Annotated in this window: 25 protein-coding genes; 15 read left to right on the top strand and 10 right to left on the bottom strand. The window is 76.0% G+C overall.

Annotated features, from left to right (window positions below; all coding sequences use genetic code 11):
- Positions 1 to 23: 23 nt before the first annotated feature.
- Positions 24 to 1,574, top strand: a complete 1,551-nt coding sequence (gene guaA, locus HOP40_RS12525; RefSeq protein ID WP_172157907.1) for a glutamine-hydrolyzing GMP synthase — start codon at positions 24 to 26, stop codon at positions 1,572 to 1,574.
- 95 nt (positions 1,575 to 1,669) lie between these two features.
- Here guaA and HOP40_RS12530 read toward each other — a convergent pair whose 3' ends face one another.
- Positions 1,670 to 1,864, bottom strand: coding sequence for a hypothetical protein (locus tag HOP40_RS12530; RefSeq protein ID WP_240157640.1), 195 nt, complete (start codon positions 1,862 to 1,864; stop codon positions 1,670 to 1,672).
- Positions 1,857 to 3,035 (bottom strand): PspC domain-containing protein, encoded by a 1,179-nt coding sequence (locus HOP40_RS12535; RefSeq protein WP_172157911.1) that lies wholly within the window; start codon positions 3,033 to 3,035, stop codon positions 1,857 to 1,859. Before HOP40_RS12535 ends, HOP40_RS12530 begins: the two co-directional genes overlap by 8 nt.
- A 107-nt stretch (positions 3,036 to 3,142) precedes the next feature.
- On the opposite strand from HOP40_RS12535, the gene HOP40_RS12540 reads away from it, so the two are divergent.
- On the top strand, positions 3,143 to 4,357 hold the full coding sequence (locus tag HOP40_RS12540; protein ID WP_420821801.1) for an ATP-binding protein: 1,215 nt from the start codon (positions 3,143 to 3,145) through the stop codon (positions 4,355 to 4,357).
- Complete coding sequence (locus HOP40_RS12545; protein ID WP_172157916.1) at positions 4,354 to 5,046, top strand: response regulator; 693 nt, start codon at positions 4,354 to 4,356, stop codon at positions 5,044 to 5,046. Before HOP40_RS12540 ends, HOP40_RS12545 begins: the two co-directional genes overlap by 4 nt.
- A 4-nt stretch (positions 5,047 to 5,050) precedes the next feature.
- On the opposite strand, the gene HOP40_RS12550 is transcribed toward HOP40_RS12545, so the two are convergent.
- The 3 genes from HOP40_RS12550 to HOP40_RS12560 form a co-directional block, all read right to left on the bottom strand.
- Positions 5,051 to 5,965 (bottom strand): hypothetical protein, encoded by a 915-nt coding sequence (locus HOP40_RS12550; RefSeq protein WP_172157918.1) that lies wholly within the window; start codon positions 5,963 to 5,965, stop codon positions 5,051 to 5,053.
- Positions 5,966 to 6,118: 153 nt separating this feature from the next.
- On the bottom strand, positions 6,119 to 6,436 hold the full coding sequence (locus HOP40_RS12555; RefSeq protein ID WP_172157920.1) for a hypothetical protein: 318 nt from the start codon (positions 6,434 to 6,436) through the stop codon (positions 6,119 to 6,121).
- A 19-nt stretch (positions 6,437 to 6,455) separates the two neighbouring features.
- The gene (locus tag HOP40_RS12560; RefSeq protein WP_205347169.1) at positions 6,456 to 6,749 is read right to left on the bottom strand and encodes a chorismate mutase; all 294 of its coding nucleotides are present in this window, start codon (positions 6,747 to 6,749) and stop codon (positions 6,456 to 6,458) included.
- Positions 6,750 to 7,026: 277 nt separating this feature from the next.
- On the opposite strand from HOP40_RS12560, the gene pcrA reads away from it, so the two are divergent.
- Together pcrA and HOP40_RS12570 are read left to right on the top strand one after the other, a co-directional pair.
- Positions 7,027 to 9,363 carry a DNA helicase PcrA gene (pcrA, locus tag HOP40_RS12565; protein WP_172157926.1) on the top strand — a complete coding sequence of 779 codons (2,337 nt, stop codon included), beginning with the start codon at positions 7,027 to 7,029 and terminating at the stop codon, positions 9,361 to 9,363.
- Positions 9,364 to 9,368: 5 nt separating this feature from the next.
- Positions 9,369 to 9,680 carry a hypothetical protein gene (locus HOP40_RS12570; protein ID WP_172157929.1) on the top strand — a complete coding sequence of 104 codons (312 nt, stop codon included), beginning with the start codon at positions 9,369 to 9,371 and terminating at the stop codon, positions 9,678 to 9,680.
- Between the two features lie 7 nt (positions 9,681 to 9,687).
- On the opposite strand, the gene HOP40_RS12575 is transcribed toward HOP40_RS12570, so the two are convergent.
- On the bottom strand, positions 9,688 to 10,491 hold the full coding sequence (locus HOP40_RS12575; protein ID WP_240157641.1) for a M23 family metallopeptidase: 804 nt from the start codon (positions 10,489 to 10,491) through the stop codon (positions 9,688 to 9,690).
- Positions 10,492 to 10,731: 240 nt separating this feature from the next.
- Entirely contained in the window at positions 10,732 to 11,694 is a 963-nt protein-coding gene (locus tag HOP40_RS12580) for an esterase/lipase family protein (protein WP_172157934.1), read from the bottom strand.
- A 197-nt stretch (positions 11,695 to 11,891) separates the two neighbouring features.
- On the opposite strand from HOP40_RS12580, the gene sucC reads away from it, so the two are divergent.
- The 6 genes from sucC (at position 11,892) to purH (ending at position 19,211) form a co-directional block, all read left to right on the top strand.
- A complete protein-coding gene (gene sucC, locus HOP40_RS12585) occupies positions 11,892 to 13,064 on the top strand; it encodes an ADP-forming succinate--CoA ligase subunit beta (RefSeq protein ID WP_172157936.1) in 1,173 nt (390 codons plus the stop codon).
- A 2-nt stretch (positions 13,065 to 13,066) separates the two neighbouring features.
- A complete protein-coding gene (sucD, locus tag HOP40_RS12590; RefSeq protein ID WP_172157939.1) occupies positions 13,067 to 13,954 on the top strand; it encodes a succinate--CoA ligase subunit alpha in 888 nt (295 codons plus the stop codon).
- A gap of 172 nt (positions 13,955 to 14,126) precedes the next feature.
- On the top strand, positions 14,127 to 15,119 hold the full coding sequence (locus HOP40_RS12595; RefSeq protein WP_172157942.1) for a DUF5336 domain-containing protein: 993 nt from the start codon (positions 14,127 to 14,129) through the stop codon (positions 15,117 to 15,119).
- An 85-nt stretch (positions 15,120 to 15,204) separates the two neighbouring features.
- A complete protein-coding gene (locus HOP40_RS12600; RefSeq protein ID WP_172157944.1) occupies positions 15,205 to 16,926 on the top strand; it encodes a cell division protein PerM in 1,722 nt (573 codons plus the stop codon).
- A gap of 90 nt (positions 16,927 to 17,016) precedes the next feature.
- Positions 17,017 to 17,661 carry a phosphoribosylglycinamide formyltransferase gene (purN, locus tag HOP40_RS12605; protein WP_240157642.1) on the top strand — a complete coding sequence of 215 codons (645 nt, stop codon included), beginning with the start codon at positions 17,017 to 17,019 and terminating at the stop codon, positions 17,659 to 17,661.
- Positions 17,658 to 19,211, top strand: a complete 1,554-nt coding sequence (gene purH, locus HOP40_RS12610; RefSeq protein ID WP_172157947.1) for a bifunctional phosphoribosylaminoimidazolecarboxamide formyltransferase/IMP cyclohydrolase — start codon at positions 17,658 to 17,660, stop codon at positions 19,209 to 19,211. The genes purN and purH overlap by 4 nt, the downstream gene beginning before the upstream one ends.
- Before the next feature lie 9 nt (positions 19,212 to 19,220).
- On the opposite strand, the gene HOP40_RS12615 is transcribed toward purH, so the two are convergent.
- From HOP40_RS12615 to HOP40_RS12625, 3 genes are read right to left on the bottom strand one after another with little or no spacing between them, the layout of a single operon-like run.
- Complete coding sequence (locus tag HOP40_RS12615; RefSeq protein WP_172157951.1) at positions 19,221 to 19,376, bottom strand: hypothetical protein; 156 nt, start codon at positions 19,374 to 19,376, stop codon at positions 19,221 to 19,223.
- Between the two features lie 3 nt (positions 19,377 to 19,379).
- Positions 19,380 to 20,456, bottom strand: a complete 1,077-nt coding sequence (locus HOP40_RS12620) for a glycosyltransferase family 2 protein (RefSeq protein ID WP_172157954.1) — start codon at positions 20,454 to 20,456, stop codon at positions 19,380 to 19,382.
- A 42-nt stretch (positions 20,457 to 20,498) separates the two neighbouring features.
- On the bottom strand, positions 20,499 to 21,428 hold the full coding sequence (locus HOP40_RS12625; RefSeq protein ID WP_172157957.1) for an SDR family oxidoreductase: 930 nt from the start codon (positions 21,426 to 21,428) through the stop codon (positions 20,499 to 20,501).
- 80 nt (positions 21,429 to 21,508) lie between these two features.
- On the opposite strand from HOP40_RS12625, the gene HOP40_RS12630 reads away from it, so the two are divergent.
- The 4 genes from HOP40_RS12630 to HOP40_RS12645 all read left to right on the top strand — a co-directional run bounded on the left by HOP40_RS12630 (position 21,509) and on the right by HOP40_RS12645 (position 25,718).
- Positions 21,509 to 22,075 carry a TetR/AcrR family transcriptional regulator gene (locus HOP40_RS12630; RefSeq protein WP_172157959.1) on the top strand — a complete coding sequence of 189 codons (567 nt, stop codon included), beginning with the start codon at positions 21,509 to 21,511 and terminating at the stop codon, positions 22,073 to 22,075.
- A gap of 130 nt (positions 22,076 to 22,205) precedes the next feature.
- Positions 22,206 to 22,955 carry a hypothetical protein gene (locus HOP40_RS12635; RefSeq protein ID WP_172157962.1) on the top strand — a complete coding sequence of 250 codons (750 nt, stop codon included), beginning with the start codon at positions 22,206 to 22,208 and terminating at the stop codon, positions 22,953 to 22,955.
- Entirely contained in the window at positions 22,952 to 24,781 is a 1,830-nt protein-coding gene (locus tag HOP40_RS12640) for a DNA polymerase Y family protein (RefSeq protein WP_172157965.1), read from the top strand. Before HOP40_RS12635 ends, HOP40_RS12640 begins: the two co-directional genes overlap by 4 nt.
- 52 nt (positions 24,782 to 24,833) lie before the next feature.
- Entirely contained in the window at positions 24,834 to 25,718 is an 885-nt protein-coding gene (locus tag HOP40_RS12645) for an NAD(P)H-binding protein (protein ID WP_172157968.1), read from the top strand.
- Positions 25,719 to 25,720: the final 2 nt, after the last annotated feature.

Genomic DNA, 25,720 nt, shown 5'->3' on the forward strand with positions numbered 1-25,720 from the left:
CCGCGCCGTCTAACCTGGAACCCGTGCAGCCACCGACCGTCCTCGTCGTCGACTACGGGGCGCAGTACGCCCAGCTCATCGCCCGCCGCGTGCGGGAGGCGCAGGTGTACTCCGAGATCGTGCCGGGGGACACGTCGGTCGAGGAGATCGTCGCGCGCAAGCCGGCGGCGGTGATCCTGTCCGGCGGGCCGTCGAGCGTGTACGCCGAGGGCGCGCCGTCGATCGACCCCGACCTGTTCACGGCGGGCGTCCCGGTCTTCGGCATGTGCTACGGCTTCCAGGCCATGGCACAGGCGCTGGGCGGGGAGGTCGCGCCGGACGGGACGCGGGAGTACGGGCGCACCGAGCTCACGGTCACCGACCACCCCGGCGCCCTGCACGACGGCCTGCCCGGCAGGCACCCGGTGTGGATGAGCCACGGCGACTCCGTCGTGCGCGCGCCGGAGGGCTTCACGGTCACGGCGTCGAGCGAGCGGGCGACGGTCGCCGCGTTCGAGGACACCGACCGGCGGCTCGCGGGCGTCCAGTACCACCCGGAGGTCGGGCACTCGCCGCACGGCCAGGAGGTGCTGCGGCGCTTCCTGCACGACGTCGCCGGCATCACGCCCGGCTGGACCACCTCCTCGATCATCGACGACACGGTCGCCGCCGTCCGCGCCCAGGTCGGCGGGGGCCGCGCGATCTGCGGGCTGTCGGGCGGCGTCGACTCCGCCGTGGCGGCCGCGCTCGTCCAGCGCGCCATCGGCGACCGGCTCACGTGCGTGTTCGTCGACCACGGCCTGCTGCGCGCGGGGGAGCGGGAGCAGGTGGAGCGCGACTTCGTCGCCGCCACCGGCGTCGACCTGCACACCGTGTCGGTCGCCGACCGCTTCCTCGACGCGCTCGCCGGCGTCACCGACCCGGAGACCAAGCGCAAGATCATCGGGCGGGAGTTCATCCGCGTCTTCGAGGCCGCCACCGCCGAGGTGGCGCGCGACGAGCACGTCGGCTTCCTGGTGCAGGGCACGCTCTACCCCGACGTCGTGGAGTCCGGCGGCGGGTCGGGCACGGCCACGATCAAGAGCCACCACAACGTCGGCGGGCTGCCCGACGACATCGAGTTCGCGCTGGTCGAGCCGCTGCGGGCGCTGTTCAAGGACGAGGTGCGCCGGGTCGGGCGGGAGCTCGGGCTGCCGGAGACGATCGTCGGGCGCCAGCCGTTCCCCGGGCCGGGCCTGGGCATCCGGATCATCGGCGAGGTCACGCACGACCGCCTCGAGACGCTGCGGGCCGCCGACGCCATCGCCCGCGAGGAGCTCACCGCCGCGGGGCTGGACGACTCGATCTGGCAGTGCCCGGTGGTGCTGCTGGCCGATGTGCGCAGCGTCGGCGTGCAGGGCGACGGGCGCACCTACGGGCACCCGATCGTGCTGCGGCCGGTGTCGAGCGAGGACGCGATGACCGCCGACTGGACCCGCCTGCCCTACGACGTGCTGGAGCGGATCTCCACCCGGATCACCAACGAGGTGGCCGAGGTCAACCGCGTGGTCCTCGACGTCACGAGCAAGCCGCCGGGCACGATCGAGTGGGAATAGGCCGGGACGTGACGGTGGGCGGTACCGGGTCCCCCGACCCGGTACCGCCCACCGTCCGCCTCCCGCCCCGGGGCTCCCCGTCCCGGGCGGGTCGTCTACTCCCGCCGCCCCCGCAGGCTCCCCGCCAGCAGGACCATCCCGACGAACGCCGCGCCGCCGGCGAGCAGCCAGCGCGGGTCGATCGAGGGCAGCTCGCCCACGAACGCGCACACCGCGAGCACGAGGGCCAGGAGCCCGGTCACCAGGGTCAGCACCTCGGGCCGGCGACGGCCCGTCTCCAGCTCAGCCACGGAGCACCTCCACGTCACCGGCACCGGAGTGCACGGTGATCTCCAGCGGGCGACCGCCCGCGATTCCGTCCGCCCCCAGGTCGGAGACGGCGAGCGTGCCGTCGATGCCGTCGCGCTGCTGGTCGGCGGCACGGACCTCCCCGACGCCGGTGGTGCCGGTGAACGTCAGGTCCGCGTTGCGCGGCACCGTGACCGTGACGTCCCCGACCCCGAGCCGGACCTCGGTGGCCAGCGGTGCGCCGGGCGCGGTGAGGTCGAGCGCGGTGAGGTCGATGTCGACGTCGCCCGCCCCGCGGCTGTAGACCGGCTGGAGCTGGGACACCGACGTCGGGCGGACGGCGAGGTCGCCGACGCCGCCCTCGGGCCAGTCGAACGACGCGGTGGCGAGCGAGCCCCACGTCACCAGACCGACGACGACGGCCACCGGGATGAGCCCCCGGCCGGCCCGCAGGAACGACCCGGCGACGAGCCCGAACCCGAGCACGGTGAGCACCACGCCGAGGAGGACGGGCGCGTTCGGGGCCGTCAGCACGCCGATGGCCAGCATGAGCGCGGCGGTGGCCCCGCCGGCGAGCAGTGCGACGCCGAGCGTCACAGCCGTGACCGGCGGGCGGCGGCGGGCCGGGGCGGGCGGCGGACCGGCCGGCTCGGGCAGGTCCCAGGCGAACGGGGCGGCGCCCAACGGGTCCCAGGCCGGCGGCGTGCCGTCCTTGACCAGCGACACGGTGGAGCCGTCCACGGGCGCCTCCGGGGCGACCTGCTGCACGACCGGTCGCGCGGCCACGCGCTCTCCCCGGCTGCGGTGCAGCAGGAACAGCAGCCCCAGCGCGACGACCAGCGGCAGGATGCCGAAGCCGTTGTCGTCGAACAGCGACCCGAACCCGATCACGCCGAGGACCGCCAGGCCCACCAGCGCGGCGCCGCGCGGGCCCCGCCTGGTGACCGGCTCGTCGGTGCCGTCGGGCAGCGCGATCCAGCCCGCGACGTAGAGCAGCACCCCGACGCCGGAGAACGCGGCGACGACGAACGCCACGCGGATCAGCACCGGGTCCACGTCGTAGCGGCGCGCGATCGCCGCAGCCACGCCGGCGACGTGCCGGCCCTCCCGCGGCCGTGCCGGCCGCGTGTCCCACATGTCGCGGAGGCTCGTCCGCAGCTCTGTCCCGTCCATGTCCACCACCCTGCTCGCCGCCGGCCCCCGCATCATGAGGGATGACCCCGGGACGCCCCCGAGATTCCCCCGATGTCACCCGCTCCCGTGCGTGTGACGATGGTCGGGTGAACACACCGACCCCACCGCTGGCCCGCCGCCGCTCGGGCCGGATCGTCGCGGGCGTCGCCGGAGGGGTGGCCGACCACCTGGGCATCCCGGTCACCTGGGTGCGCGCGGCCTTCGTCGGCCTCGCCGCCATGTGGTGGGCGGGCGCGATGGCCTACGGGCTGCTGTGGGTCTTCGTCAAGCAGGAGGGCGCCGACGTCGAGCGCCCGACGCCGCCGCGGGAGCGCCAGCAGGCGCTGGGCCTGGCCGCGCTGGGCGTGGCCGCCGCGCTGACGGCTGCGGCACTGGGCAACGACCTCATCGGCTGGATCGTCGGCCCGCTCGGCGTCGCCGCGGTGGGTGCGGCGCTGGTGTGGCGCGAGGCCGACGAGGGGCAGCGCCGCCGCTGGACCCGCTCGGGCACCGCCGGGGGCCGCAACGCGGTGCTCCGCACGCTCGCCGGGGCGCTGTTCGTCGCCGCGGGCATCGCGGTCTTCCTGTTCGGCCAGCTCCAGCTCGGGCAGGTGCAGTTCGCGCTGCTCGCGGTGCTCGCCACGCTGCTCGGCGTCGGCGTGCTGACGGTGCCCTGGTGGGTGCGGCTGGTCCGCGAGCTCACCGAGGAGCGCCGCGAGCGGATCGTGGAGACCGAGCGCGCCGAGATCGCCGCGCACCTGCACGACTCCGTGCTGCAGACCCTCGCGCTCATCCAGCGCCAGTCCGACCAGCCCCGCGAGGTGGCCCGGCTGGCCCGCGGGCAGGAGCGCGAGCTGCGGGCCTGGCTGTACGGGGCGGGCGGCTACGGCCGCGGCGTCGCCCCGACGCTCGACGAGGGGCTGACGGCCGCGCTGGCCGCCGCGGCCGCCGAGGTCGAGGACACCTACGCCGTGACCGTCGCGCCCGTCGTCGTCGGCGCCGACCGCCCGCTCGACGACCACCTGCGCGCGCTCGTGCTCGCCGGGCGCGAGGCGATGGTCAACGCGGCCAAGCACGCGGGCGTCGCCGAGGTGTCGGTGTACGTCGAGGTGGAGGACGACGCGGTCAACCTGTTCGTGCGCGACCGCGGCGCCGGCTTCGACCCGGACGCGATCCCGGGCGACCGGCACGGCCTGGCCGACTCGGTGCACGGCAGGATGGCACGGCACGGCGGCACGGTCCGCCTGCGCAGCACGCCGGGAGAGGGCACCGAGGTGCACCTCGCGATGCCGGTACGCACGCACGAGGAGGCGGCGACATGACCGAAGACCCGACCGACCAGCAGGCTCCGGACGGCGACGGCACCATCAGCGTCTTCCTCGTCGACGACCACGCCCTGTTCCGCTCCGGCGTCCGCGCGGAGCTCGAGCGCGGGGTCCCGGACGTGCGGGTGGTGGGCGAGGCCGGCTCCGTCGACGAGGCGGTGGCGGCGGTCCGGCACCACCGGCCCGACGTCGTGCTGCTCGACGTCCACATGCCCGACGGCGGCGGCGCCGAGGTGCTGCGCCGGCTGCGGCCCGAGCTGCCCGACGTCGTGTTCCTCGCGCTGTCGGTGTCGGACGCCGCGGAGGACGTCATCGCGGTGATCCGGGCGGGCGCGCGCGGCTACGTCACCAAGACGATCTCCGGGCGCGAGCTGGCCGACGCGGTCCGCCGCGTGCACGGCGGTGACGCCGTGTTCTCGCCGCGGCTGGCCGGGTTCGTGCTCGACGTGTTCTCCAACAAGCCCGGCGCGGCCCCGCCCGGCGACCCGGAGCTCGACCTGCTCACCCGTCGCGAGCGCGACGTGCTGCGCCTGCTGGCCCGCGGCTACGCCTACAAGGAGATCGCCGCGGAGCTGTTCATCTCGGTGAAGACGGTGGAGACGCACGTGTCGAGCGTGCTGCGCAAGACGCAGCTGTCGAACCGCTACGAGCTGTCGCGCTGGGCGTCGGACCGCCGGCTGGTGTAGCCGCTCAGCGGAGCAGGCCGCCGGCGAGGCCGCCGACGATGCTGGGCTCGTCGCCCTCCAGCGCGCCGCCGACGCCGCTGACGGCGCCACCGAGGCCGCTGACGACCCCGCCGAGCGGCCCGCCCACGCCCTCGCCGAGGTCCTGGACGGTGCTGCCGAGACCACCGCCCTGCGGGGCGGAGCCGCCGCCCTGGCCGCCCGAGCCCGAGCCGCCGCCGGAACCGGAGCCGGGACCGGCGTCGTCGGAGGGGGTGGACGGGGCCGAGGTGGAGCCGCCGCCGGCTCCCGAGCCGCCGCCGGTGGACGAGCCCGTGCCGGCGGACGACGAGCCGCCCGGGGCCGACGAGCGGGTCGCGGCCGGGGTGTCGGCGGCGCCGCCCGCGGCGCGCGGGAACGCGACCTCGGTCCAGGCCATCGGCGCGGCCTCGCCGGCGTCGAGGGACTGCGACTGCGCCGCGGTGTCGATGACCGTCGGGATCGGGCGCTCCTGGCCCGGCGCGGGCTCGTCGAGGCGGCCCTCGCCGGCGTAGCCGCCGGAGGCGCGGGTGTCGTCGACCGTGCCGGTGAGCGAGGAGTCCGTCATCACCGTGGCGCCGAGGACCGACCCGGCGGCGAGCAGGCCGCCGGCGGCGAGCGCGCTGCGGCGCACGAGGGCCCCGGAGCCCCGGCGCGGGCGGTCGTCGTCGCCGCCGTCGGACTCCCAGCGGCTGCGCGCGGCGACCGGCCGGTCGGCCGCGTGCGGGGCGCGGCCCTCGCGGCGCAGGATGCTGCCGACGGTGACCGGGCCGGTGGAGGGCGCGGCCTCGATCTGGGGGTCGGGCGCGTACCGGTTCAGCAGGTCGGCGACGGTGACGACGTCCGAGGGCAGGTCGCCCGAGGTGGCGTCCGTGGAACCGGCGCGGGACAGCAGCTGGGGCACGGCGCGACGTCCTCCCTTGGAGTGAACGGGTTGCGGAATGTCTACCGGATGGCGCACCCACGGGCCAAGTGCTACTCGCCCGCTCGTCGTCGTTCATCCCCACGGCGCAACGCCGCTCGTCGGGTGTGACGGACCGTTCATCCCGTTGCCGGGTCAGTGCTGGCCGCGGAACCGCCCGCGGGTCTGGTCGAGCGCCCCCTTCGCGACGACGCCGGCCCCGCCGCCGAGCAGCAGGCCGAGCACGTCGAGGGGCAGCCCGCCGCTGGTGAGCAGCAGCCCGAGCGCGGCCGCCGCGGCCGTGCCGCCCGCGACCTTCCAGCGGCCCGCCACGTAGTCGGCCGTGGCGCCGCCGGCGACCCCGCGCTTCGTCGCCGCGCTGTTCAGCATCGCGAGGTACCCGACGTGGCCCAGCGCGACGAGCAGCCCGGCGAGGGCCACGAGGAACGCCACCAGACCGACCACAGCACCCATGGCGTCCAGAGTGCCAGAACTAGCGCCCGCCGAGGCGTCCCCGGCCCAGGCGCAGCAGCAGCATCCCCAGCTCGCGGCCCTCGACGCCGAGGTCGCGGAACCGGGCGAGCACCGCCATCTCGCGGTTGTAGACGATGCGGGGGCCGCCCGCGGCCATCCGCGCGCGGCCGATCCGCTGCGACACCTCGCTGCGGCGCATGACCAGCCGCAGGATCTCGGCGTCCAGGCGGTCGATCTCCTGGCGCAGCTCCTGGATCTCGTCCTCGGCGGGGATGTCGTCCTCGGGCGGGGCCTGTTCGGCGCTCACGGTCACGTCTCCTCCTCGTCGCCGGTGCGCGGACCCGGACGCGGGAGAGCCCCGGGTCCGCTGGACACCGGGGCTCGTGGGCTGGTCAGCGCGGGGCGGCCACGGGCACCGGGGTCCGGCACCCGTAGCGGAATCGGCAGCTCCGCAGCACGGTCGGAGTGTGCCACAGCGCGGGACGGTCAGGGGGCGGCGGTACCCTGCGGAACACGATGAGCGAGCCTGCGAGCGAATCGATGACACGGCGCCTGCGCGCAGCGCCGAGCTCGCGCAGCGAGGGAGAGCGATGAGCGCGCTGTTCGAACTGCCCCAGGAGACCGTCACCGAGCCCCGCACCGCCCGGGGCCGGACCCTGCTGGAGGGTCTCAACCCGCGCCAGCGCGAGGCCGTCGTGCACGCGGGGTCGCCGCTGCTGATCGTCGCGGGCGCGGGGTCGGGCAAGACCCGGGTACTCACCCACCGCATCGCCTGGCTGCTGGCCGAGCGCGACGTGCACCCCGGCGAGATCATGTCGATCACGTTCACCAACAAGGCCGCGGCCGAGATGAAGGAGCGGGTCGACGCGCTGGTGGGGCGCCGCGGCAACGCGATGTGGGTGTCGACGTTCCACTCGATGTGCGTGCGGATCCTGCGGCGCGAGGCGTCGCACCTGGGCGTGCGCAGCGCGTTCTCCGTCTACGACGCCGACGACTCCCGTCGGCTGATCGGGATGATCACGCGCGACCTCGGGACGGACCCCAAGAAGTACGCGCCGCGCGCGGTCGCGGCGCAGATCTCCAACCTCAAGAACGAGCTCCTCTCCGCCGACGACGCCGCGGAGCGCGCCACCAACGACCACGAGCGCAAGGTGGCCGAGGTCTACGGCGTCTACCAGGCGCGGCTGCGCACGGCCAACGCCTTCGACTTCGACGACCTGATCATGGAGACGGTCGCGCTGCTCCAGCGGCTGCCCGCCGTCGCGGAGTACTACCGCCGCCGGTTCCGCCACGTCCTCGTCGACGAGTACCAGGACACCAACCACGCGCAGTACGCACTGGTGCGCGAGCTGGTGGCGCCCGCCGCGCCGGGCGCGCGCCCGGGCGAGCTGTGCGTCGTCGGCGACTCCGACCAGTCGATCTACGCCTTCCGCGGCGCCAACATCCGCAACATCGTGGAGTTCGAGCAGGACTTCCCCGACGCGCGCACGATCCTGCTGGAGCAGAACTACCGCTCCACGCAGACGATCCTCACGGCGGCCAACACCGTCATCGCCCGCAACCCGGACCGCCGCGACAAGCGCCTGTGGTCCGAGCAGGGCGACGGCGAGAAGGTCGTCGGGTACGTCGCCGACAACGAGCACGACGAGGCGGCGTTCGTCGCGGCCGAGATCGACCGGCTCGTCGACTCCGGCGACTACCGCAACTCCGACATCGCCGTGTTCTACCGGACCAACTCCCAGTCGCGCGTCTTCGAGGGCGTGTTCGCCCGCGTCGGGATGGCGTACAAGATCGTCGGCGGCGTCCGCTTCTACGAGCGGATGGAGGTGCGCGACGCGCTGGCCTACCTGCGGGTGCTGTCCAACCCCGAGGACACGGTGAGCCTGCGGCGCATCCTCAACGTGCCCAAGCGCGGCATCGGCGACAAGGCCGAGGACACCGTGGCGGCCTTCGCCGACCGCGAGCGCATCTCGTTCGCCGCGGCGCTGCGGATCGTCGCCGAGCAGCCCGAGCGCGTCCCCGGCCTGGTCACGCGCTCGCAGCGGGCGATCGGCGGATTCGTCCGGATGCTCGACGAGCTCGACGAGCTCGTGGCCCGCGGGGAGGAGACCGCCGAGCTGCTGGAGGCGGTCTACGCGAAGACCGGCTACACCGCCGAGCTCGAGGCCAGCGAGGACCCGCAGGACGGGTCGCGCCTGGACAACCTCGCCGAGCTGGTCACGGTGGCGCGGGAGTTCGCGGGCGACGTCGCCGCGGCCGACCCGGACGCCTCCGACGTGGAGGTCGGCGCCCCCGAGCCCGGCTCGCTGGCCGCGTTCCTGGAGCGCGTGGCGCTGGTCGCCGACGCCGACTCCATCCCCGACGACGACCAGGGCATGGTCACGCTGATGACGCTGCACACGGCGAAGGGGCTGGAGTTCCCCGTCGTGTTCCTCACCGGCTGGGAGGACGGCGTCTTCCCGCACATGCGCGCCATGGGCGACCCGGCCGAGCTGGCCGAGGAGCGGCGGCTGGCCTACGTGGGCATCACGCGCGCCCGGGAGCGGCTCTACCTGTCCCGCGCGATGATCCGCTCGGCGTTCGGCCAGCCCAACGCCAACCCGGCGTCGCGGTTCCTGGCGGAGGTGCCCGAGGGGCTGGTCGACTGGCGGCGCGCCGAGCCCGAGCGCTCGGCCCCGGTGGGCCGCTTCGGCTTCGGCCGGCGCAGCACCGCCACCGACCGCGGCACGTGGAACGTCCCGAAGGCGTCGATGGCGCCCACGCTGAGCCTCGACGTGGGCGACCGCGTCAACCACGACAAGTACGGGCTGGGCACGGTCGTCGCGTCCGACGGCAGCGGCGCGCGGGCCACCGTCACGATCGACTTCGGCAGCTCCGGCACCGTGCGGCTCATGCTGATCGGCGGCGTGCCGATGCAGAAGCTGTAGGTGCGGTGGACGCGGCCGAGCGCTTCTCCGGGGTCGTCGACGGGTTCGCCGACGACCCCGGCGTCGAGTCGCCGCGGCCCGGGGCCCGCGGGTTCGGCGCGCGGGCGCTGCGCGCGGGCGGCGCGATCTTCGCGATGCTCGACGTCTACGGCCGGTTCGTCGTGAAGCTCGACCCCGCGCGGGTGGGGGAGCTGCTCGACGCGGGCGTCGGGGCGCCGTTCGACAACGGGCACGGCCGCGCGATGCGCGCCTGGCTGGTGCTCGGTCCCGAGGACGACTGGGCGGCGTTCGCGCGGGAGGCGCGCGAGCGGGCCTGAGCGCCGCTCAGAAGCCGTCGATCCCGTGCTGCTCCAGCCACGGGCGGGGGTTCATCGGGCGGTCGTTCGCGTCGTGGATCTCGAAGTGCAGATGCGGGCCGGTGGAGAAGCCGCGGTTGCCGAGCTCGGCGATCTGCTGGCCCGCCGCCACCTCGTCGCCGACCTGCACGATCGCGCGGTTGATGTGGCCGTAGACCGACTTGGTGCCGTCGGCGTGGCGGAGCACGACCCAGAGGCCGAAGCCCGACGCCGGGCCGGACTCCTCCACGACCCCGTCGGTGACGGCGTAGATCGGGGTGCCGATGGCGTTGGCGATGTCGATGCCGTTGTGGTGGGTGCCCCAGCGGCCGCCGAAGCCGGAGGTGAAGCGGCCGATGGTGGGCTGCACGAACGCCTGGTCGCCGACGAGGTGCGCCAGCGGGGCGCCGAAGGAGAGCGCGGAGGTGAGGATCGCGTCGCGGCGGGCGAGCTCCTGGCCGATCTCGACGGCCTTCGTGAGGTTCTGGACGTCGACCTGCGACTCCGGGTCGAGCCCGACGGTCGCGAGCGCCCCGGGGAGCACCTGGTCGCCGCCGATGGCGTCGACGGGGAAGGAGGCCTCGCTGACCTCGGCGACCGGCAGCAGCGCGCTCATCGCGACGGGCGGGGGCTCGGCGGCCTCGAGCAGGGGCGCGACGGCGGTCTGACCGGCGGCGACGACGGCGCCCGTGGCGACGGCGGCGACGGTCACGCGGCCGCGCAGGGACGCGGCGGGAGGCGCCGGTAGCCGGTGCACCCCGGGGACGGTGACGACGCGCAGTGGCGCCGTCACGTCACTGAGGTGGTCCGGGGCGCCGCTGGGGGAGCGGTGGCGCGCCACGACCTGCCCTTCTCGACGGATGGTGGTCTCCGCACCGCGGGCCGATCGGCGTGGACTGGGGATGTCCCAGGCGTCTCGGGGGATGCCTGCTGCCGTCGTGACCGGTCCGTGATGCGAACGGCCGAAACGTAGCGGTGGTCACGCGCCGTAGGCAAATCTGGGTGCGGCGTGTCGGGAAGTCGACCGCTGCGATCAGGACGCGGGCGAGGAGCGCTCGCCGTACGTGGTCGAACGGGGGTTCTCGACCGCCTGACCTCGTCGGAACGGGTGACGGCGATGGTCCGAACGAGCGAGCGCGCTGACCACCCAGTGCACCGAGCGCGGATCGATCGGCAGGGAGAGGTGACCGACGTCACGCAACTCCAGGTGTTCGACGTGCAGGTCGTCGTGCGCGAGGCGGGCGTTGCGCTGCGGCACGATCATCTGGTCCATGCGGCTCCACACGACCAGGAACCGCGTCGGGCAGCCGGGGGCGGGCTCCTCCAGCTCGCGGAGCAGGTCGGAGCCGGGCCGCAGCTGGGCGGCCAGCGGGGTGGGCATGAGGTAGGCGCTGAGCGAGCCGGTGTGCGGGCTGCCCAGCGTCACGAGCGTGTCGACGACGTCGGAGCCGCCCAGGCGCTGGACGTAGTACCGCGCGATCATGCCGCCCAGCGAGTGCCCGACGATGTGGACGCGCTCGGCGCCCGTGACCTCGCGCAGCCGCTCGACGTGCCCGCGCAGCTCGTGCGCGGCCGTGCGGACGTCACCGGTGAAGAGGCTGTAGTTGACCGCGTGCACGGTGCCGAACCCGCGCCGGCGCAGCGCGCGGCGGAACACGGTGAACACCGACCGGTTGTCCATGATCCCGTGCACCAGCAGGATCGGGTAGCCGGCGCCCTCCGGGTCGGCCACCAGCAGGCCGCGGCGCTCGGGCGGCAGGGTGTCGGTGCGGTAGCCGTCGCCGGACTCGACCAGCGTCTCGCGCAGGAGCCCGGCCGGGTAGACGGCCATGTGCGCCGCCAGCCACGCCCACTCGACGGCGACGCCGCGCAGGCCGGCGGGGGTGCCGAAGGTCCGCGCGGTGTAGGCCCCGGCGCGGCCGACCTCGACCGCGGCCCGGCCGACCGCCCCGGCGGCCGACGCCAGGCGGTCGAGCCCCCCGCGGACCAGCGCCATGCACCCGACGGTAGGCCAGAGATCGCCGTCGTGCTGTCCCCGATTGACACACCGTGCGGGACGGCCCGGTCCGGGCGGGGGTGACAGCAGTCACCGGGGCAGGTCAGGGCAGGTGCGGCGCGCGTCGCTAGGGTCGTCGCAGCAGCGTTTCCGCGAGCCGGAGAGCGGCTCACACGCACAGCGGAGTGGGAGAGCCCATGGATCTCTACGAGTACCAGGCGAAGGACCTCTTCGCCGCGCACGGCGTCCCGGTCCTGCCGGGCAGGACCGTCGAGACGGTCGAGGACGCGAAGGCCGCGGCGGCCGAGCTCGGCACCGCCGTCGTCGTCAAGGCGCAGGTCAAGGTCGGCGGCCGGGGCAAGGCCGGCGGCGTCAAGCTGGCGACGACCCCCGACGAGGCGGCCGAGAAGGCCACCGACATCCTCGGCCTCGACATCAAGGGCCACACGGTGCACCGCGTGCTCGTGACCACGGCCAGCGACATCGCGCAGGAGTACTACTTCTCCTTCCTGCTCGACCGCTCCAACCGCACCTTCCTCGCGATGGCGAGCGCCGAGGGCGGCATGGAGATCGAGCAGCTCGCGGTCGAGCGCCCCGAGGCGCTGGCGCGCATCCCGATCGACGCGATCGCGGGCGTCGACCGGGCGAAGGCGGCCGAGATCGTCGCGGCGGCGAAGTACCCGGCCGAGGTGGCCGAGGAGGCCGCCGACGTCATCGTGAAGCTCTGGGAGACCTTCGTCTTCGAGGACGCCACGCTGGTCGAGGTCAACCCGCTGGTGCGCGACCCGCAGGACCGGGTCATCGCGCTCGACGGCAAGGTCACCCTCGACGAGAACGCCGGCTTCCGGCACCCCGAGCACGCGGCGCTGGTCGACGAGCGCACCGAGAACCCGCTCGAGGCCAAGGCGAAGGCCAAGGGCCTCAACTACGTCAAGCTCGACGACGGCCAGGTCGGCATCATCGGCAACGGCGCGGGCCTCGTCATGAGCACCCTCGACGTCGTCGCGTACGCGGGCGAGAAGCACGGCGGCGTCAAGCCCGCCAACTTCCTCGACATCGGCGGCGGCGCGTCGGCGCAGGTCATGGCCGACGGCCTCGACGTCATCCTGGGCGACCCCGACGTGAAGAGCGTCTTCGTCAACGTCTTCGGCGGCATCACCGCGTGCGACGCGGTGGCCAACGGCATCGTCGAGGCCCTGAAGATCCTGGGCGACAGCGCCACCAAGCCGCTCGTGGTGCGCCTGGACGGCAACAACGTCCTCGAGGGCCGCAAGATCCTCGACGACGCGAACCACCCGCTCGTCACGCAGGTGGACACCATGGACAACGCGGCCGACAAGGCCGCCGAGCTCGCAGCGGCGGGGGCCTGACTATGTCGATCTTCCTCAACGAGAACAGCAAGGTCATCGTCCAGGGCATCACCGGTGGTGAGGGCACCAAGCACTCCACCAAGATGCTCGCGGCGGGCACCAACATCGTCGGCGGCGTGAACGCGCGCAAGGCCGGCACGACCGTCGAGATCGGCGGCAAGAACCTCCCGGTGTTCGCCACCGTCGAGGAGGCCATGAAGGAGACCGGCGCCGACGTCAGCGTCGCCTTCGTGCCCCCGAAGTTCACCAAGGACGCCGTGATCGAGGCGATCGACGCCGAGATCCCGCTGCTGGTGATCATCACCGAGGGCGTGCCGGTGCACGACTCCGCCTACTTCTGGGCGCACGCCGTGGCCAAGGGCAACAAGACCCGGATCATCGGCCCGAACTGCCCCGGCATCATCTCGCCCGGGAAGTCGAACGCGGGCATCATCCCGGCCGACATCGCGGGCCCCGGCAAGATCGGGCTCGTCTCCAAGTCGGGCACGCTGACCTACCAGATGATGTACGAGCTGCGCGAGATCGGCTTCTCCACCGCCATCGGCATCGGCGGCGACCCGGTCATCGGCACCACGCACATCGACGCGCTCGAGGCCTTCGAGGCCGACCCCGAGACCGCCGCGATCGTCATGATCGGCGAGATCGGCGGCGACGCGGAGGAGCGCGCGGCGGCCTACATCAAGGAGAACGTGACCAAGCCGGTCGTCGGCTACGTCGCGGGCTTCACCGCGCCCGAGGGCAAGACGATGGGCCACGCCGGCGCCATCGTCTCCGGCTCGGCGGGCACGGCGCAGGCGAAGATGGAGGCCCTCGAGGCCGCCGGGGTCAAGGTCGGCAAGACGCCGAGCGAGACCGCGGACCTGATGCGGGAGATCGTGGCGGGGCTGTAGTCGCCCGTCGCCGCGTTGCAGGAAAGCCACTTTCCCGCCATCAGATGGCGGGAAAGTGGCTTTCCTGCGTCCGGGGCTCGCGTCCGGACCGGGCGCCCTGGCGCGATGGTCTAGCGTGCGGGACGCCCGTACGCCGGACCGCGGGAGTCCGCACGGAGGGGAGCATTCCACCATGACGCAGCAGCCCGAACCGACCTCGTCGGCCGCCAGCAGCAGCACCGACCACCAGCTGAAGCCGGGCCCGGCGCGGCTGCTCGCCCTCGCCGCCACCGCCCTCGTGGTGGTGGTCTACATCCTCGGGTTCTTCGACGAGCTCACCTTCACCGGAGGCCTGGCCGGTGCGCTGATCATCGGCGGCGGGCTGCTCGCCGGCGCCGCGGTCCTGCCGCGGACCGGGCGCGTGCTGCTCCCGGCTGCGGTCCTGCTGGTCACCGGCACGCTGCAGCTGCTGCAGGGCGTCGGGGGTGCGCTGGGGCAGGAGTTCGGCGGCCCGAGCGCGGTGCAGGTCGTCGGGCTCGTCCTCGCGTTCCTCGCCGCCGCGGCGGCCGTCGGCGCGCTGCTGCTCGACACGGGCCTGGTCAAGGCCCCCGCGCGGCGGCCATCGGCCCCGTCGGCGCCCGGGTACGGCGGCCAGTACGGATACGGCCAGCAGTCCGGCCAGCAGCCGGGCTACGGCGGCCAGTACGGCGGCTACGGCCAGCCCGGCCAGCAGCCCGGCTACGGCGGCCAGTACGGCGGCGGGTACGGCCAGCCCGGGCAGCAGTCCGGCTACGGCGGCCCCCCGACCGGCGGGCTGCCGGTCAGCCCGCAGGGCCCCGGCTACGGCGCGGGCTACGGGCAGGCCGCGGGCTACGGCGGCCCCGGCTACGCGGCCGGCTACGGCGCGGCCCCCGGCGGCCAGCCCGCCGACCCGGGCCAGGGCGGCTCGGAGGCCACCGCGGCCATGCCCGCACCGGGTGCGGGGGAGTCGGGCCGGTACGCGGCCCCCGAGGTGTCGTCGTCGGCGAGCACCCCGGCGTCCGGCTCGCCGGTGCAGCCGGCCGACAGCGGCCCGCACGGCGCGCACAGCGCGCCCGCCGCCGGTGAGCAGCACCGCGAGCCCGGCCAGGAGACCGCCGAGGAGACGCGCTTCATCACCCCGGGCGACCAGTCCCGGCCCGGCTGACGCGCCGGGGGCGCGGCCGGAATCACCCGCCCGGGCCCCCGCGCGCCTGCTCGATCCCCGCGGGCCGCGCTGCGACCCTGCTGGGGTGACTCGCACCCTCGACGCCTCCGATCACGAACCGGGTGGGTCGCGGCCCGACGCCGACGGGTTCGACCGCCTGCGCGTCCTGATGGCCGGCGCGATGGGCACGGTCATCGTCAGCTACGCCCTGCTCGTCCCGGCCGCGGCGGCCGTCGTGCTCACGGGGGGCGCGGACGTCTCGCTCGACAGCGCGTTCGCCGCCGCCATCCCGCTGTGGCTCGCCGCGCACCTCATCCCGCTCGCGCTCGGCGGCCACCCGCTCAGCGTGCTGCCGCTGCTGCCGACGCTGCTCGTCGTCGGGGTCGTCGCCACCGGGGCGGGCTGGGCCGTGCGCCGGCTCGGCGGGCGGTGGCGGACCGACGCGGGCACAGTGCTCGCGACGTTCGCCGGTGCGCACTCCGCCGTCGCCGTCCTGGGCAGCGCACTCCTGCCGCGCGCGACCGAGGTCGCCGCCGCACCGTGGGCCGCGCTGGTCTCGTCCGGGCTCGTGGCGGGCGGGGCCGCGACCCTCGGGGTCGTGCGGGTCTGCGGCCGTCCGGGCGACCGGCGGGTGCCGCCCTGGGCCGGTGACGCCCTGCGGACAGGAGCGTTCGCCCTCACCGGGCTCGTCGCGCTCGGCGCGCTCGCCCTGCTGGGGTCCCTGCTGCTCGGCGCGCCCGCCGTCGGCGGCGCCTACGCCGACCTCGCTCCCGACCTCGGCGCCGGTGTCGGCCTGACGCTGCTCGCCCTGGCCTACCTGCCCAACGCCGTGGTCGGCGGCGTGTCGTGGGTGCTCGGTCCCGGGTTCTCCGTGGGCTCGGCGTCGGTGTCGCCGTTCGGCGTCTCGCCGGGCGAGCCGTCGGTGTTCCCGCTGTTCGCGGCCCTGCCCGACGGCCCGCCGCCGGTCTGGGCCCTGCTCGCGCTGGCCGGCCCGATCGCCGTCGGGGTGCTGACCGGGGTGGTCGCGCGCCGCTCGGGCGAGCACGCGATGCCGGTGGCGGGCGTCGCCGTCACCGGGACCGCCGCGGTCGTCGGGCTGCTCGGCGCTCTCGCGGGCGGCCGGCTCGCGGCCGGCCCCTACGACCCTGTGCGGATCCCGGCGGAGCTGCTGGTGCCGTCGGTGCTGCTGCTCGTCGGGGTGCCGGCGCTGCTCGTGGTGTTCCTGAACCAGGGGCGCGGCCCGGGCGAGGACCCGTACGAGTACGAGGACGACGAGGAGTCGCAGACCCCGGCGGCGTCGGACGAGCCGGAGGAGGTCGACGCCGGGGCCGGCGCGGAGGCCGGTGACGGGACCGTGCGCGACCGGGTGACCCGCCGCCGCCCCGCCGTGCGCGACCGGCGCGGGATCCGGCAGCGGGCGAGGGCGGCGGGTCCGGTCGACGGTCCTGCCGAGGACGAGGCCGAGGCCACGGACAGCGTCCGCGACGACGCGAGCCCGAGCGACGAGGTGGCCCTCGAGGAGGTCGTGCCTGACGAGGTCGTGGCGGACGAGGCTGCGGCTGACGAGATCGGGTCTGACGAGGCCGCGCCCGAGGAGGCCACGGCTGACGAGTCCGCGGCCGACGAGGTCACGCCTGACGAGGAGGCGCGTGACGAGAAGGTGCCTGACGAGGAGGCGCCTGACGAGGAGCCCCCCGCCCCGCAGCCCCCCGCCCCCCGCACCGTGGGGGAGCTCGTGGCCCTGCGCGCCCGCGAGGCCGCCGAGCGGGCGGCCCGCGAGGCGACGGACGGCGACGCCGACGGCTGACCGCGGGGGCTCCGGCATCGGTGTGACCTGCGCCGCCGCCTAGGCTGGACGGGTTCCGCCGATCACCGTCGAGCCGCGAGGAGCCCCTGCGTGTCCGCGTCGCCGAGCTCTGCGCAAGCGGGCCGCCGGATCGAGATCCCCGACCCGCCGCGGGTGGTCGTCCTGGTCTCCGGCTCGGGCACCCTCCTGCAGGCCCTGCTCGACGCCGGGCCGCCCGGGCGGGTCGTGGCCGTCGGCGCCGACCGCCCCGGCATCGAGGGCCTCGCCCGCGCCGAGCGCGCCGGGGTGCCCACCTTCGTGCTGCCCGTCGCCGAGCACCCCGACCGCGCCGCGTGGAACACCGCGCTCGCGAAGGCCGTGGCCGCGCACCGCCCCGACCTGGTCGTCAGCGCCGGGTTCATGAAGATCCTCGGCCCGGGCTTCCTCGCGGAGGTCGGCGCGCCCGTCGTCAACACCCATCCGGCGCTGCTGCCGTCGTTCCCCGGGGTCCGCGGCGTCGCCGACGCGCTGGCCTACGGCGTGAAGGTCACCGGGGCCACCGTGCACCTCGTCGACGAGGGCACCGACACCGGTCCGGTGCTCGCCCAGGCCGCGGTGGCCGTCGAGCCGGGCGACACCGTCGCCACGCTGCACGAACGCATCAAGATCGAGGAGCGGCGGTTGCTCGTGGGCACCGTCGCCGCGCTGGCCCGACACGGGGCCACCGTGACCGGACGAGAGGTGACCATCCCGTGAGAAGGCCCGTGAAGCGCGCGCTGATCAGCGTCTACGACAAGGCGGGCCTGCTGGAGCTCGCGACCGGGCTGCACGCGCTCGGCGTCGAGATCGTCTCCACCGGCTCCACCGCGCAGCGCATCGCCGACGCCGGGGTGCCGGTCACGCCCGTCGAGAAGCTGACGGGGTTCCCGGAGTGCCTCGACGGGCGGGTCAAGACGCTGCACCCGCGCGTGCACGCCGGCCTGCTCGCCGACACCCGCAAGCCCGAGCACCTCGCGCAGCTCACCGAGCTCGGCATCGCACCGTTCGACCTGCTCGTGTCGAACCTCTACCCGTTCACCGAGACCGTGGCGTCCGGCGCGACCCCGGCCGAGTGCGTCGAGCAGATCGACATCGGCGGGCCCGCGATGGTCCGGGCGTCGGCGAAGAACCACGACAGCGTGGCCGTCGTCGTCGACCCGTCGCGCTACGAGTGGGTCCTCGAGCAGCTCAAGAACGGCGGGTTCTCGCTGGAGGACCGGCGCTTCCTGGCCGCCGACGCGTTCCGGCACACCGCCACCTACGACGTCGCCGTGGCGTCCTGGATGGGCAACGTCCTGGCGCCCGACCCCGACGGCGGGATCTTCCCCTCGTGGGCCGGCGCCACCTGGCAGCGCTCGGCGACCCTGCGCTACGGCGAGAACCCGCACCAGGCGGCCGCGCTCTACGTCTCCGGCGGCCCCGGCCTCGCCGCGGCGGAGCAGTTGCACGGCAAGGAGATGTCCTACAACAACTACGTCGACGCCGACGCGGCCTGGCGCGCGGCGCACGACCACGGCGACGCCCCGACGGTCGCGGTGATCAAGCACGCCAACCCGTGCGGGATCGCGGTCGGCGCCGACGTCGCCGAGGCCCACCGCAAGGCGCACGCCACCGACCCGGTGAGCGCGTTCGGCGGCGTCATCGCCACCAACGGCGAGGTCAGCGTGGAGATGGCCGAGCAGGTCGCGGAGATCTTCACCGAGGTCGTGCTCGCCCCCTCCTACGCCGACGGCGCGCTGGAGGTGCTGGCGCGCAAGAAGAACGTGCGCCTGCTGCGGCTGCCGGTCGCCCCGCCGCGCACCGGCGCCGAGCTGCGCCCGATCACCGGCGGGCTGCTGCTGCAGCAGCGTGACGCGGTCGACGCGCCCGGCGACGACCCCGCCTCCTGGACCCTCGCCACGGGCGAGGCGGTGCCGGCCGAGGTGCTCGCCGACCTGGCGTTCGCGTGGCGGGCGTGCCGGTCGGTGCGGTCGAACGCGATCCTGCTCGCCTCCGGCGGCGCGGCCGTCGGGGTGGGGATGGGGCAGGTCAACCGCGTCGACGCCGCCCGGCTCGCCGTCGCGCGCGCCGGCGACCGCGCCCGCGGCTCGGTCGCGGCCTCCGACGCGTTCTTCCCGTTCCCCGACGGCCTCGAGGTGCTGCTGGAGGCCGGCGTGCGCGCGGTCGTGCAGCCGGGCGGGTCGGTGCGCGACGCGGAGGTCACCGCGGCCGCGGAGGCCGCCGGCGTCACGCTCTACCTCACGGGCACGCGCCACTTCGCGCACTGAGCGAGGAGCTCAGCGCTCGCGGCGGGGCAGCAGGCGCGCCGCCGCGAGCGCCGCGGCGACCAGGGTGCAGGCCGCGACCGCCCACCACAGGGCGTGCATGCCGCCGGCGGCCAGCGCGCCGGTGGGCGCGGCCAGGACCGCCGTGGAACCGAGCTTGCCGTACACCCCTCAGGCCCCGACCGGGATCCGCGCGACGGGGTGGTGCCAGCCGGGGGCGCGGCGGGCGAGCAGGTCGGCGGCCGCGCGCAGGAACACGGCCTGCTGGAACAGGTCGTAGCCGAACTCGACGACGACGGGCGCGGCGAGCAGCACCGCCCGCCACCCGCGGCGGCGCACCGTGACCACCCGCTCCACGACGAGCACGGCGGTGACGACGAGCCAGGGCCCGCGCGGCGGCCCGAGCTCGCCGTGCGCCGCGAACACGGCCGTGGCCAGCAGGAACAGCGCGACGGCGAGGATCCCGACGTACATCGCGGCCTGCCGCAGGGCGTACGGCGCGGTGACGCGGGTGAGGCCGTAGGCGCGCAGGTCGTCGAGCGCGCCGCGCTGCCAGCGCAGCCGCTGCTCCCACAGGTCGCGCCAGGTCGTCATCACCTCGGTGACGACGACGCACGCGCGCGGTGACGCGGTGCGGTGCCCGAGCGTGCGGACGGCGAGGGTGATCTCGTCGTCCTCGGTGAGCGCGCCGGGGTCGTACACGGCGCCGGGGCGGCCGGGCAGCGCGCCGCCGCGGGCGGCCGCGACCTCGCGCAGCACCGACGCCCGGAACAGCGTGGCGGTGCCGGTGAGCACCCGCGCCGCGCCGCCCCGCCGCGCGACCTCCCGGGCGTAGCGGGCGTACTCGTTGCGCTGCAGCGCCCCCACCAGCCCGCCGCCCGGGCGGCCGGTGAAGACGCCGCCGACGGCCCCGGTGCCCGGGTCCTCGCGCAGGCGCGCGGTCGCGGCGGCGAGGAAGCCCGGCGCCAGCGCGGAGTCGGCGTCGGTGACGAGGACGAGGTCGTCGTCGGCGAGACCGGGCAGCAGCGCGTCGAGCACCTGGTTGAGCGCGCCCGCCTTGCGGCCGGTGTTGCCCGTCGTCTCGACGACGTCGGCCCCGAGCGCGGCGGCCACGGCGGCGGTGGCGTCGGTGCAGGCGTCGGCGACCACGACCACGCGGTCGGGGGACGGGTCCTGCACGCGCAGTGCCGCCAGCGACTCCGGGAGGGTGTGTTCCTCGTCGTGCGCGGGGACCACCGCCACCAGCATGTGACCCAGTGTGGAGGAGCGCGCGGGCCCTCCCCAGCGGCCTCACCCGTCCGTGTCGTCCGCGGGTCGGGCCGGCCGGCTGAAGTAGTGGCCCTTGTCGAGGTCGTCGACGAGCGCGGGGTGGACGGGCTGCCAGCCCAGCAGGTCGCGGGTCACCGCGGCGGACGCCGGGCTGTCGAGCGCGAGCAGGGCACCGATCCAGCCGAAGTGCGCGACGGCGTCCGCGGCCGCGACGCGGACGACCGGCACGTCGAGGTGCCGGCCGATCACCTCGGCGAGGGTGCGCACCGGCACCCCCTCGTCGGCGACGGCGTGCAGCACCGACCCGGCGGGGGCGTTCTCCAGGGCCAGCCGGAACAGGTGCGCGGCGTCGAGCACGTGCACGGCGGGCCAGCGCTGCGCGCCGTCGTCGACGTGGCCGGAGACCCCGCGGCGGCGGGCCGCGTCGATGACGAACGGCACGAAGCCGGCGTCGCCCTCGCCGTGCACCGTCGGGGGCAGCCGCAGCACCGACGAGCGGACACCGCGGCCCGCGAGCGCGAGCGCCACCTCCGCGGTGACGGCCCGGCCGCCCGCCGCGGTGTCGGGGACGTCGCGCTCGGTCGCGGTCCGTCCCGGCGCGACCCCGAGCAGCCCGGAGGCGATGACGAGGGGGCGGTCCGAGCCGGCGAGCGCGTCACCGATCGCCTCCACGGCCCGGCGGTCGGCCTCGGCCGCGCCCGCCATGTCCCCGGTGAAGGCGAGGTCGTGCCGGAAGGCGAGGTGGACGACGCCGTCGGCCGCGGCCGACGCGGTGCGGAGGCCGTCGAGGTCGTCGAGGTCGCCGCGGTGCACCGTCGCGCCCGCCGCGACCAGCGCCGCGGCCGAGGCCTCCGAGCGGGCGAGCCCGACGACCTGGTGGCCGCCGATGAGGAGTTCGGGGACGAGGGCGGATCCGATCCAGCCGGATGCGCCGGTGACGAGCACTCGCACGGCAGTCCTCCTAGTGATGTCAGCTTCTGCCATCACCGTAGCAGTTCATGTCAGTCACTGTCGTGACCTAGGATCCGGGGATGAGTCGATGGGAGCCCGACGCCCGCGGCCGGCTCGCGCAGGCCGCGCTGGAGCTCTACCTCGAGTCCGGGTTCGAGCAGACCACCGTCGCCCAGATCGCCGCCAGGGCCGGGCTCGCCGAGCGCACCTTCTTCCGGCACTTCGCCGACAAGCGCGAGGTCCTGTTCTCCGGGTCGGCCGCACTGGAGGAACTCCTCGTCTCGGCCGTCGCCGGGGCGCCGGACTCTGCGTCGCCGATCAGCGCGGTCGCGGCGGCGCTCGAGGCGTCCGGCGCGGGGTTCGACCGGATCCGCGACCGCGCCAGGGTCCGGCAGGGCGTCATCGCGGCCAACGCGGAGCTCCGGGAGCGCGAGCTGATCAAGCTCGCGTCGCTGGCCGCGGCCATGGCGGCGGCGCTGCGCGAGCGGGGGGTCCCCGACCCGGCCGCGAGCCTGGCCGCCGAGGCGGGCATCGCCGTGTTCCGGATCGCGTTCGAGCGCTGGATCGCCGACGCGGACGGCCACGACCTCGCCCACTTCGTCCGGGAGTCGTTCGTCGGGCTCCGGGTGGTGGTGGCCGGCACCTGACGGCCGTCCACAGGCTGTGGACGGATCTGTGCATCGATCGAACTGGTGTTCGAGGCGTCCTCCGGTATACTCGAACATCAGTTCGAGACGTCGACTTCCCCTCGGCGCGGGCACCAGGGGAGGTCGCGGCGTGGCCGAGGTGGCGGTGCGCGGTGCGCACGGCGAGCAGGGTCGGGGCGACGTCGCGAGCCGGCTGGCGCTGGCCCGCGGGCTCCTGCGCGGGGCGGAGGACCGCGCGGCGGGGGTCCGGCCCGTCGCGGCGGTCGAGTCCGACGACCGGGTGCTGCCGGTGGTCGAGCCGCTCGCGGGGCTGCTGCTCGGCGGCGGGCTGCGGCGGGGGTCCACCGTGGCGCTCGCGCCCGGCCCCGGGTCCACGTCGCTGCTGCTCGGGCTCGTCGGCGAGGCGTCCGCGCAGGGAGCCTGGGTGGGGGTGGTCGGGCGGCCGGAGCTCGGCCTCGTCGCGGCGGTCGAGGCGGGGGTGGTGCTGGAGCGGCTCGCGCTGGTGCCGCACCCGGGGCGCGACCTGCTCGCCGTCACCGTGGCGCTGCTCGACGGGATGGACGTGGTGGCCGTCCCGGGTGCGGGGGTGCGGGCCGGCGACCGGCAGCGCCTCGCCGCCCGCGCCCGCCAGCGCGGCGCGGTGCTGCTCGCGCTGGGGCCGTGGCCCGGGGCCGACGTCGAGCTGGGCTGCGCCGACGTGCAGTGGCAGGGGCTGGAGGCGGGCGCCGGGCGGCTGTGCTCCCGGCGGATCCGGGTGCGGGCGGCGGGGCGCGGGCTCGGGCCGGGGCGCACGGCGGGCCTGGTGCTGCCCGCCGACGGCGGGGGCGTGGGCGGGGAGCGGGTGGCTCCCGCGGCGCGGGTCGAGGCGGTGGCCGGATGAGCGGGGCGCCGGTGCGGGTGCTCGCGCTGTGGTCGCCCGACTGGCCGGTCACGGCGGCGGCCCGGGCGGAGGGGGTGGCGCCGCACCGGCCCGCGGCGGTGGTGGTGGCCAACCGGGTGCTGGCCTGCTCGGCGGTGGCCCGCGCGCACGGCGTCCGGCGCGGGCTGCGCCGCCGGGAGGCGCAGGCGCGCTGCCCCGACCTGGTGGTCCTCGCGCGCGACGCCGACCGCGACGCGCGCGCGTTCGAGCCGGTCGTCGTCGCGGTGGAGGAGCTGGCGCCGGGCGTCGAGATCGTCCGGCCGGGGCTGCTGGCGCTGCCGGCGCAGGGCCCGGTCGGCTGGTTCGGCGGGGAGCAGGCCGCGGCGGAGCGGCTCGTCGACCAGGTGGCGGCCCGCACCGGCGTCGAGTGCCAGGTCGGGGTGGCCGACGGGCTGTTCGCCGCGGTGCTCGCCGCCCGGCGCGGGCTGGCCGTCGGCGCGGGCGACACGCCGGCGTTCCTCGCCCCGCTCGGCGTCGAGGAGCTCGACCGGGAGCCCGACGCCGGCCGCGCCGACCTCGTCGACCTCCTGCGCCGCCTCGGCCTGCGCAGCCTCGGGGCGTTCGGGAGGCTCGACCCGGAGGACGTCGCCTCCCGGTTCGGTGCCGACGCGGTGCTCGCGCACCGGCTCGCCCGGGGGCTCGACCCGCGCCCGCCGCTGCGCCGCCGCCCGCCCGAGGAGCTGGCCGTCGAGATCGAGCTGGACCCGCCGGTCGACCGCGTCGACGCCGCCGCGTTCGCCGCCCGCGGCCTCGCCGAGCGGCTGCACGCCGCGCTGGCCGGGCACGGCCTGTCCTGCACGCGCCTGGGGATCGCGGCCCGCACCGTGCCGGCCGGCGGGGAGGCGGGGAAGGAGCTGCACCGGATCTGGCGGTGCGCCGAGCCGCTCACCCCTGCCGGCACCGTCGACCGCGTCCGCTGGCAGCTCGACGCCTGGCTCGCGCGCGGCGGCGCGGGGTCGGTGGGGTGGCTGCGGCTCACCCCGGAGGAGACGGTCACGGCCGGGGCGCTGCAGCTCGGGCTGTGGGGCGAGGTCGGGGAGGCCGACGCCCGGGCCGGGCGGGCGATGGTGCGGGTGCAGGCCCTGCTCGGTCCCGACGCCGTGGTCACCGCGGTGCTGACGGGTGGCCGCGACCCGGGCGAGCAGGTCCGGCTGGTGCCCTGGGGCGACGAGCGGGAGCCGCGCACGGCGAGCACCCGGCGGCCCGCGCGCCGCGCGCGGCCGGAGGTGCCCGAGCCGGAGCCGGTGCCCGTGGTGGAGCGGGACCCGGGGGCGTGGTCGTGGGGAGCGGCGGAGGACGGCCCCCACCGCGCCCCCGCCGGCTGGCCCGACGACGTCCTGCGCGCCACCGGGCGGGTGAGCGCCGCAGGCCGCCCCGGGGCCGGGAACCCCCGCCCCACCAACGCCCGGCGGCGCGCGACCGCGCGGTCGGCGCCGATGGGGCGCCCCGCGGTGCCCGAGCCGCCGCCGTCGTGGCCGGGGCGGGTGCCCGCGCCGTCGCCGGCCACGGTGCCCGTCGAGCCGCTCCCGGCCACTCCCGTCGACGCCGCGGGGGCCCCGGTCGGGCTGGCCGAGCCCGACCGGCTCACCGCCGCGCCGCAGCGGGTGGCCGTCGACGGCGGCCCGGCCCGGGAGGTGCTCGGGTGGGCGGGCCCGTGGCCGCTGGAGCAGCGGTGGTGGACCGGCGCGGAGCCGGTCAGCCGGATGCAGGTCGCCCTCGACGACGGCACGGCGCTGCTGCTCGCCCACCGCGGCGGGAGGTGGTCCGTCGTCGGCGTCTACGACTGAGCGGATCGGCTCCCTGACCGGGGGTGTCAGGGATCCCCGGCACCGTGGGGGCATGCGGATCGCCGTCACCACCCCCACCGGCCACGTCGGCCGCCACGTCCTCGCGATGCTGGTGCGCGCGGGCCTGCGCCCGCTCGCGCTGGCCCGCGACCCCGCACGGCTCGACCCGGCCGTGCGCCCGCACGTCGACGTCGCCGTGGTCGACCTCGGCGACGCCGACGCGGTCGTCGCGGCCACCGCGGGCGTCGACGCCCTGTACTGGGTGCAGCCCTCGGGCACCGGCGACGACCCGGTCGCCGACCACACCCGCCTCGGCGCGACCGCCGCCCGGGCCGTCACCGCGAACGGGATCGGCCGCACGGTGTTCCAGAGCAGTGTCGGTGCGGAGCTGCGCCACGGCGCCGGGGAGATCGACGGGCTCGCCCGCACCGAGGAGCAGCTCGACGCCACCGGCGCCGCCGTGCTGCACCTGCGCTGCGGCTTCTTCACCAGCAACCTCCTGACGGTGCCGCTCGACTCCGGCGTCGTCCCCGTCGTGCTGCCCGTCGACCACCGGATGCCGTGGGTGGCGCCCCGCGACGTCGCCGAGGTCGCCGTGCACCGCCTCCTCGCCGGGTGGACCGGACGCCGGGTGCAGGCCGTGCACGGCCCGGCCGACCTGAGCTGGGCCGACGCCACCGCGGTCGTCGCCGCCGTCACCGGTCGCCCGCTGCGCGCCGAGCGCGTCACCGACGAGGAGATGCGCGGGATGCTGCGCGGCGCCGGGCTGGGCGGGCCCGTCGTCGAGGGGATCCTGGGCATGTCCACCGGGATGCGCGACGGGTTCGTGCCCGAGCAGCCCCGCGACGCCACCACGACCACGCCCACCACGCTCGCCGCCTGGGCGCAGGACCACCTCGCGGAGAACCCTTGCGTTGACGTCGACGTGCACCTCTAGCG

The organism is Pseudonocardia broussonetiae, assembly GCF_013155125.1.
Lineage (GTDB): Bacteria > Actinomycetota > Actinomycetes > Mycobacteriales > Pseudonocardiaceae > Pseudonocardia > Pseudonocardia broussonetiae.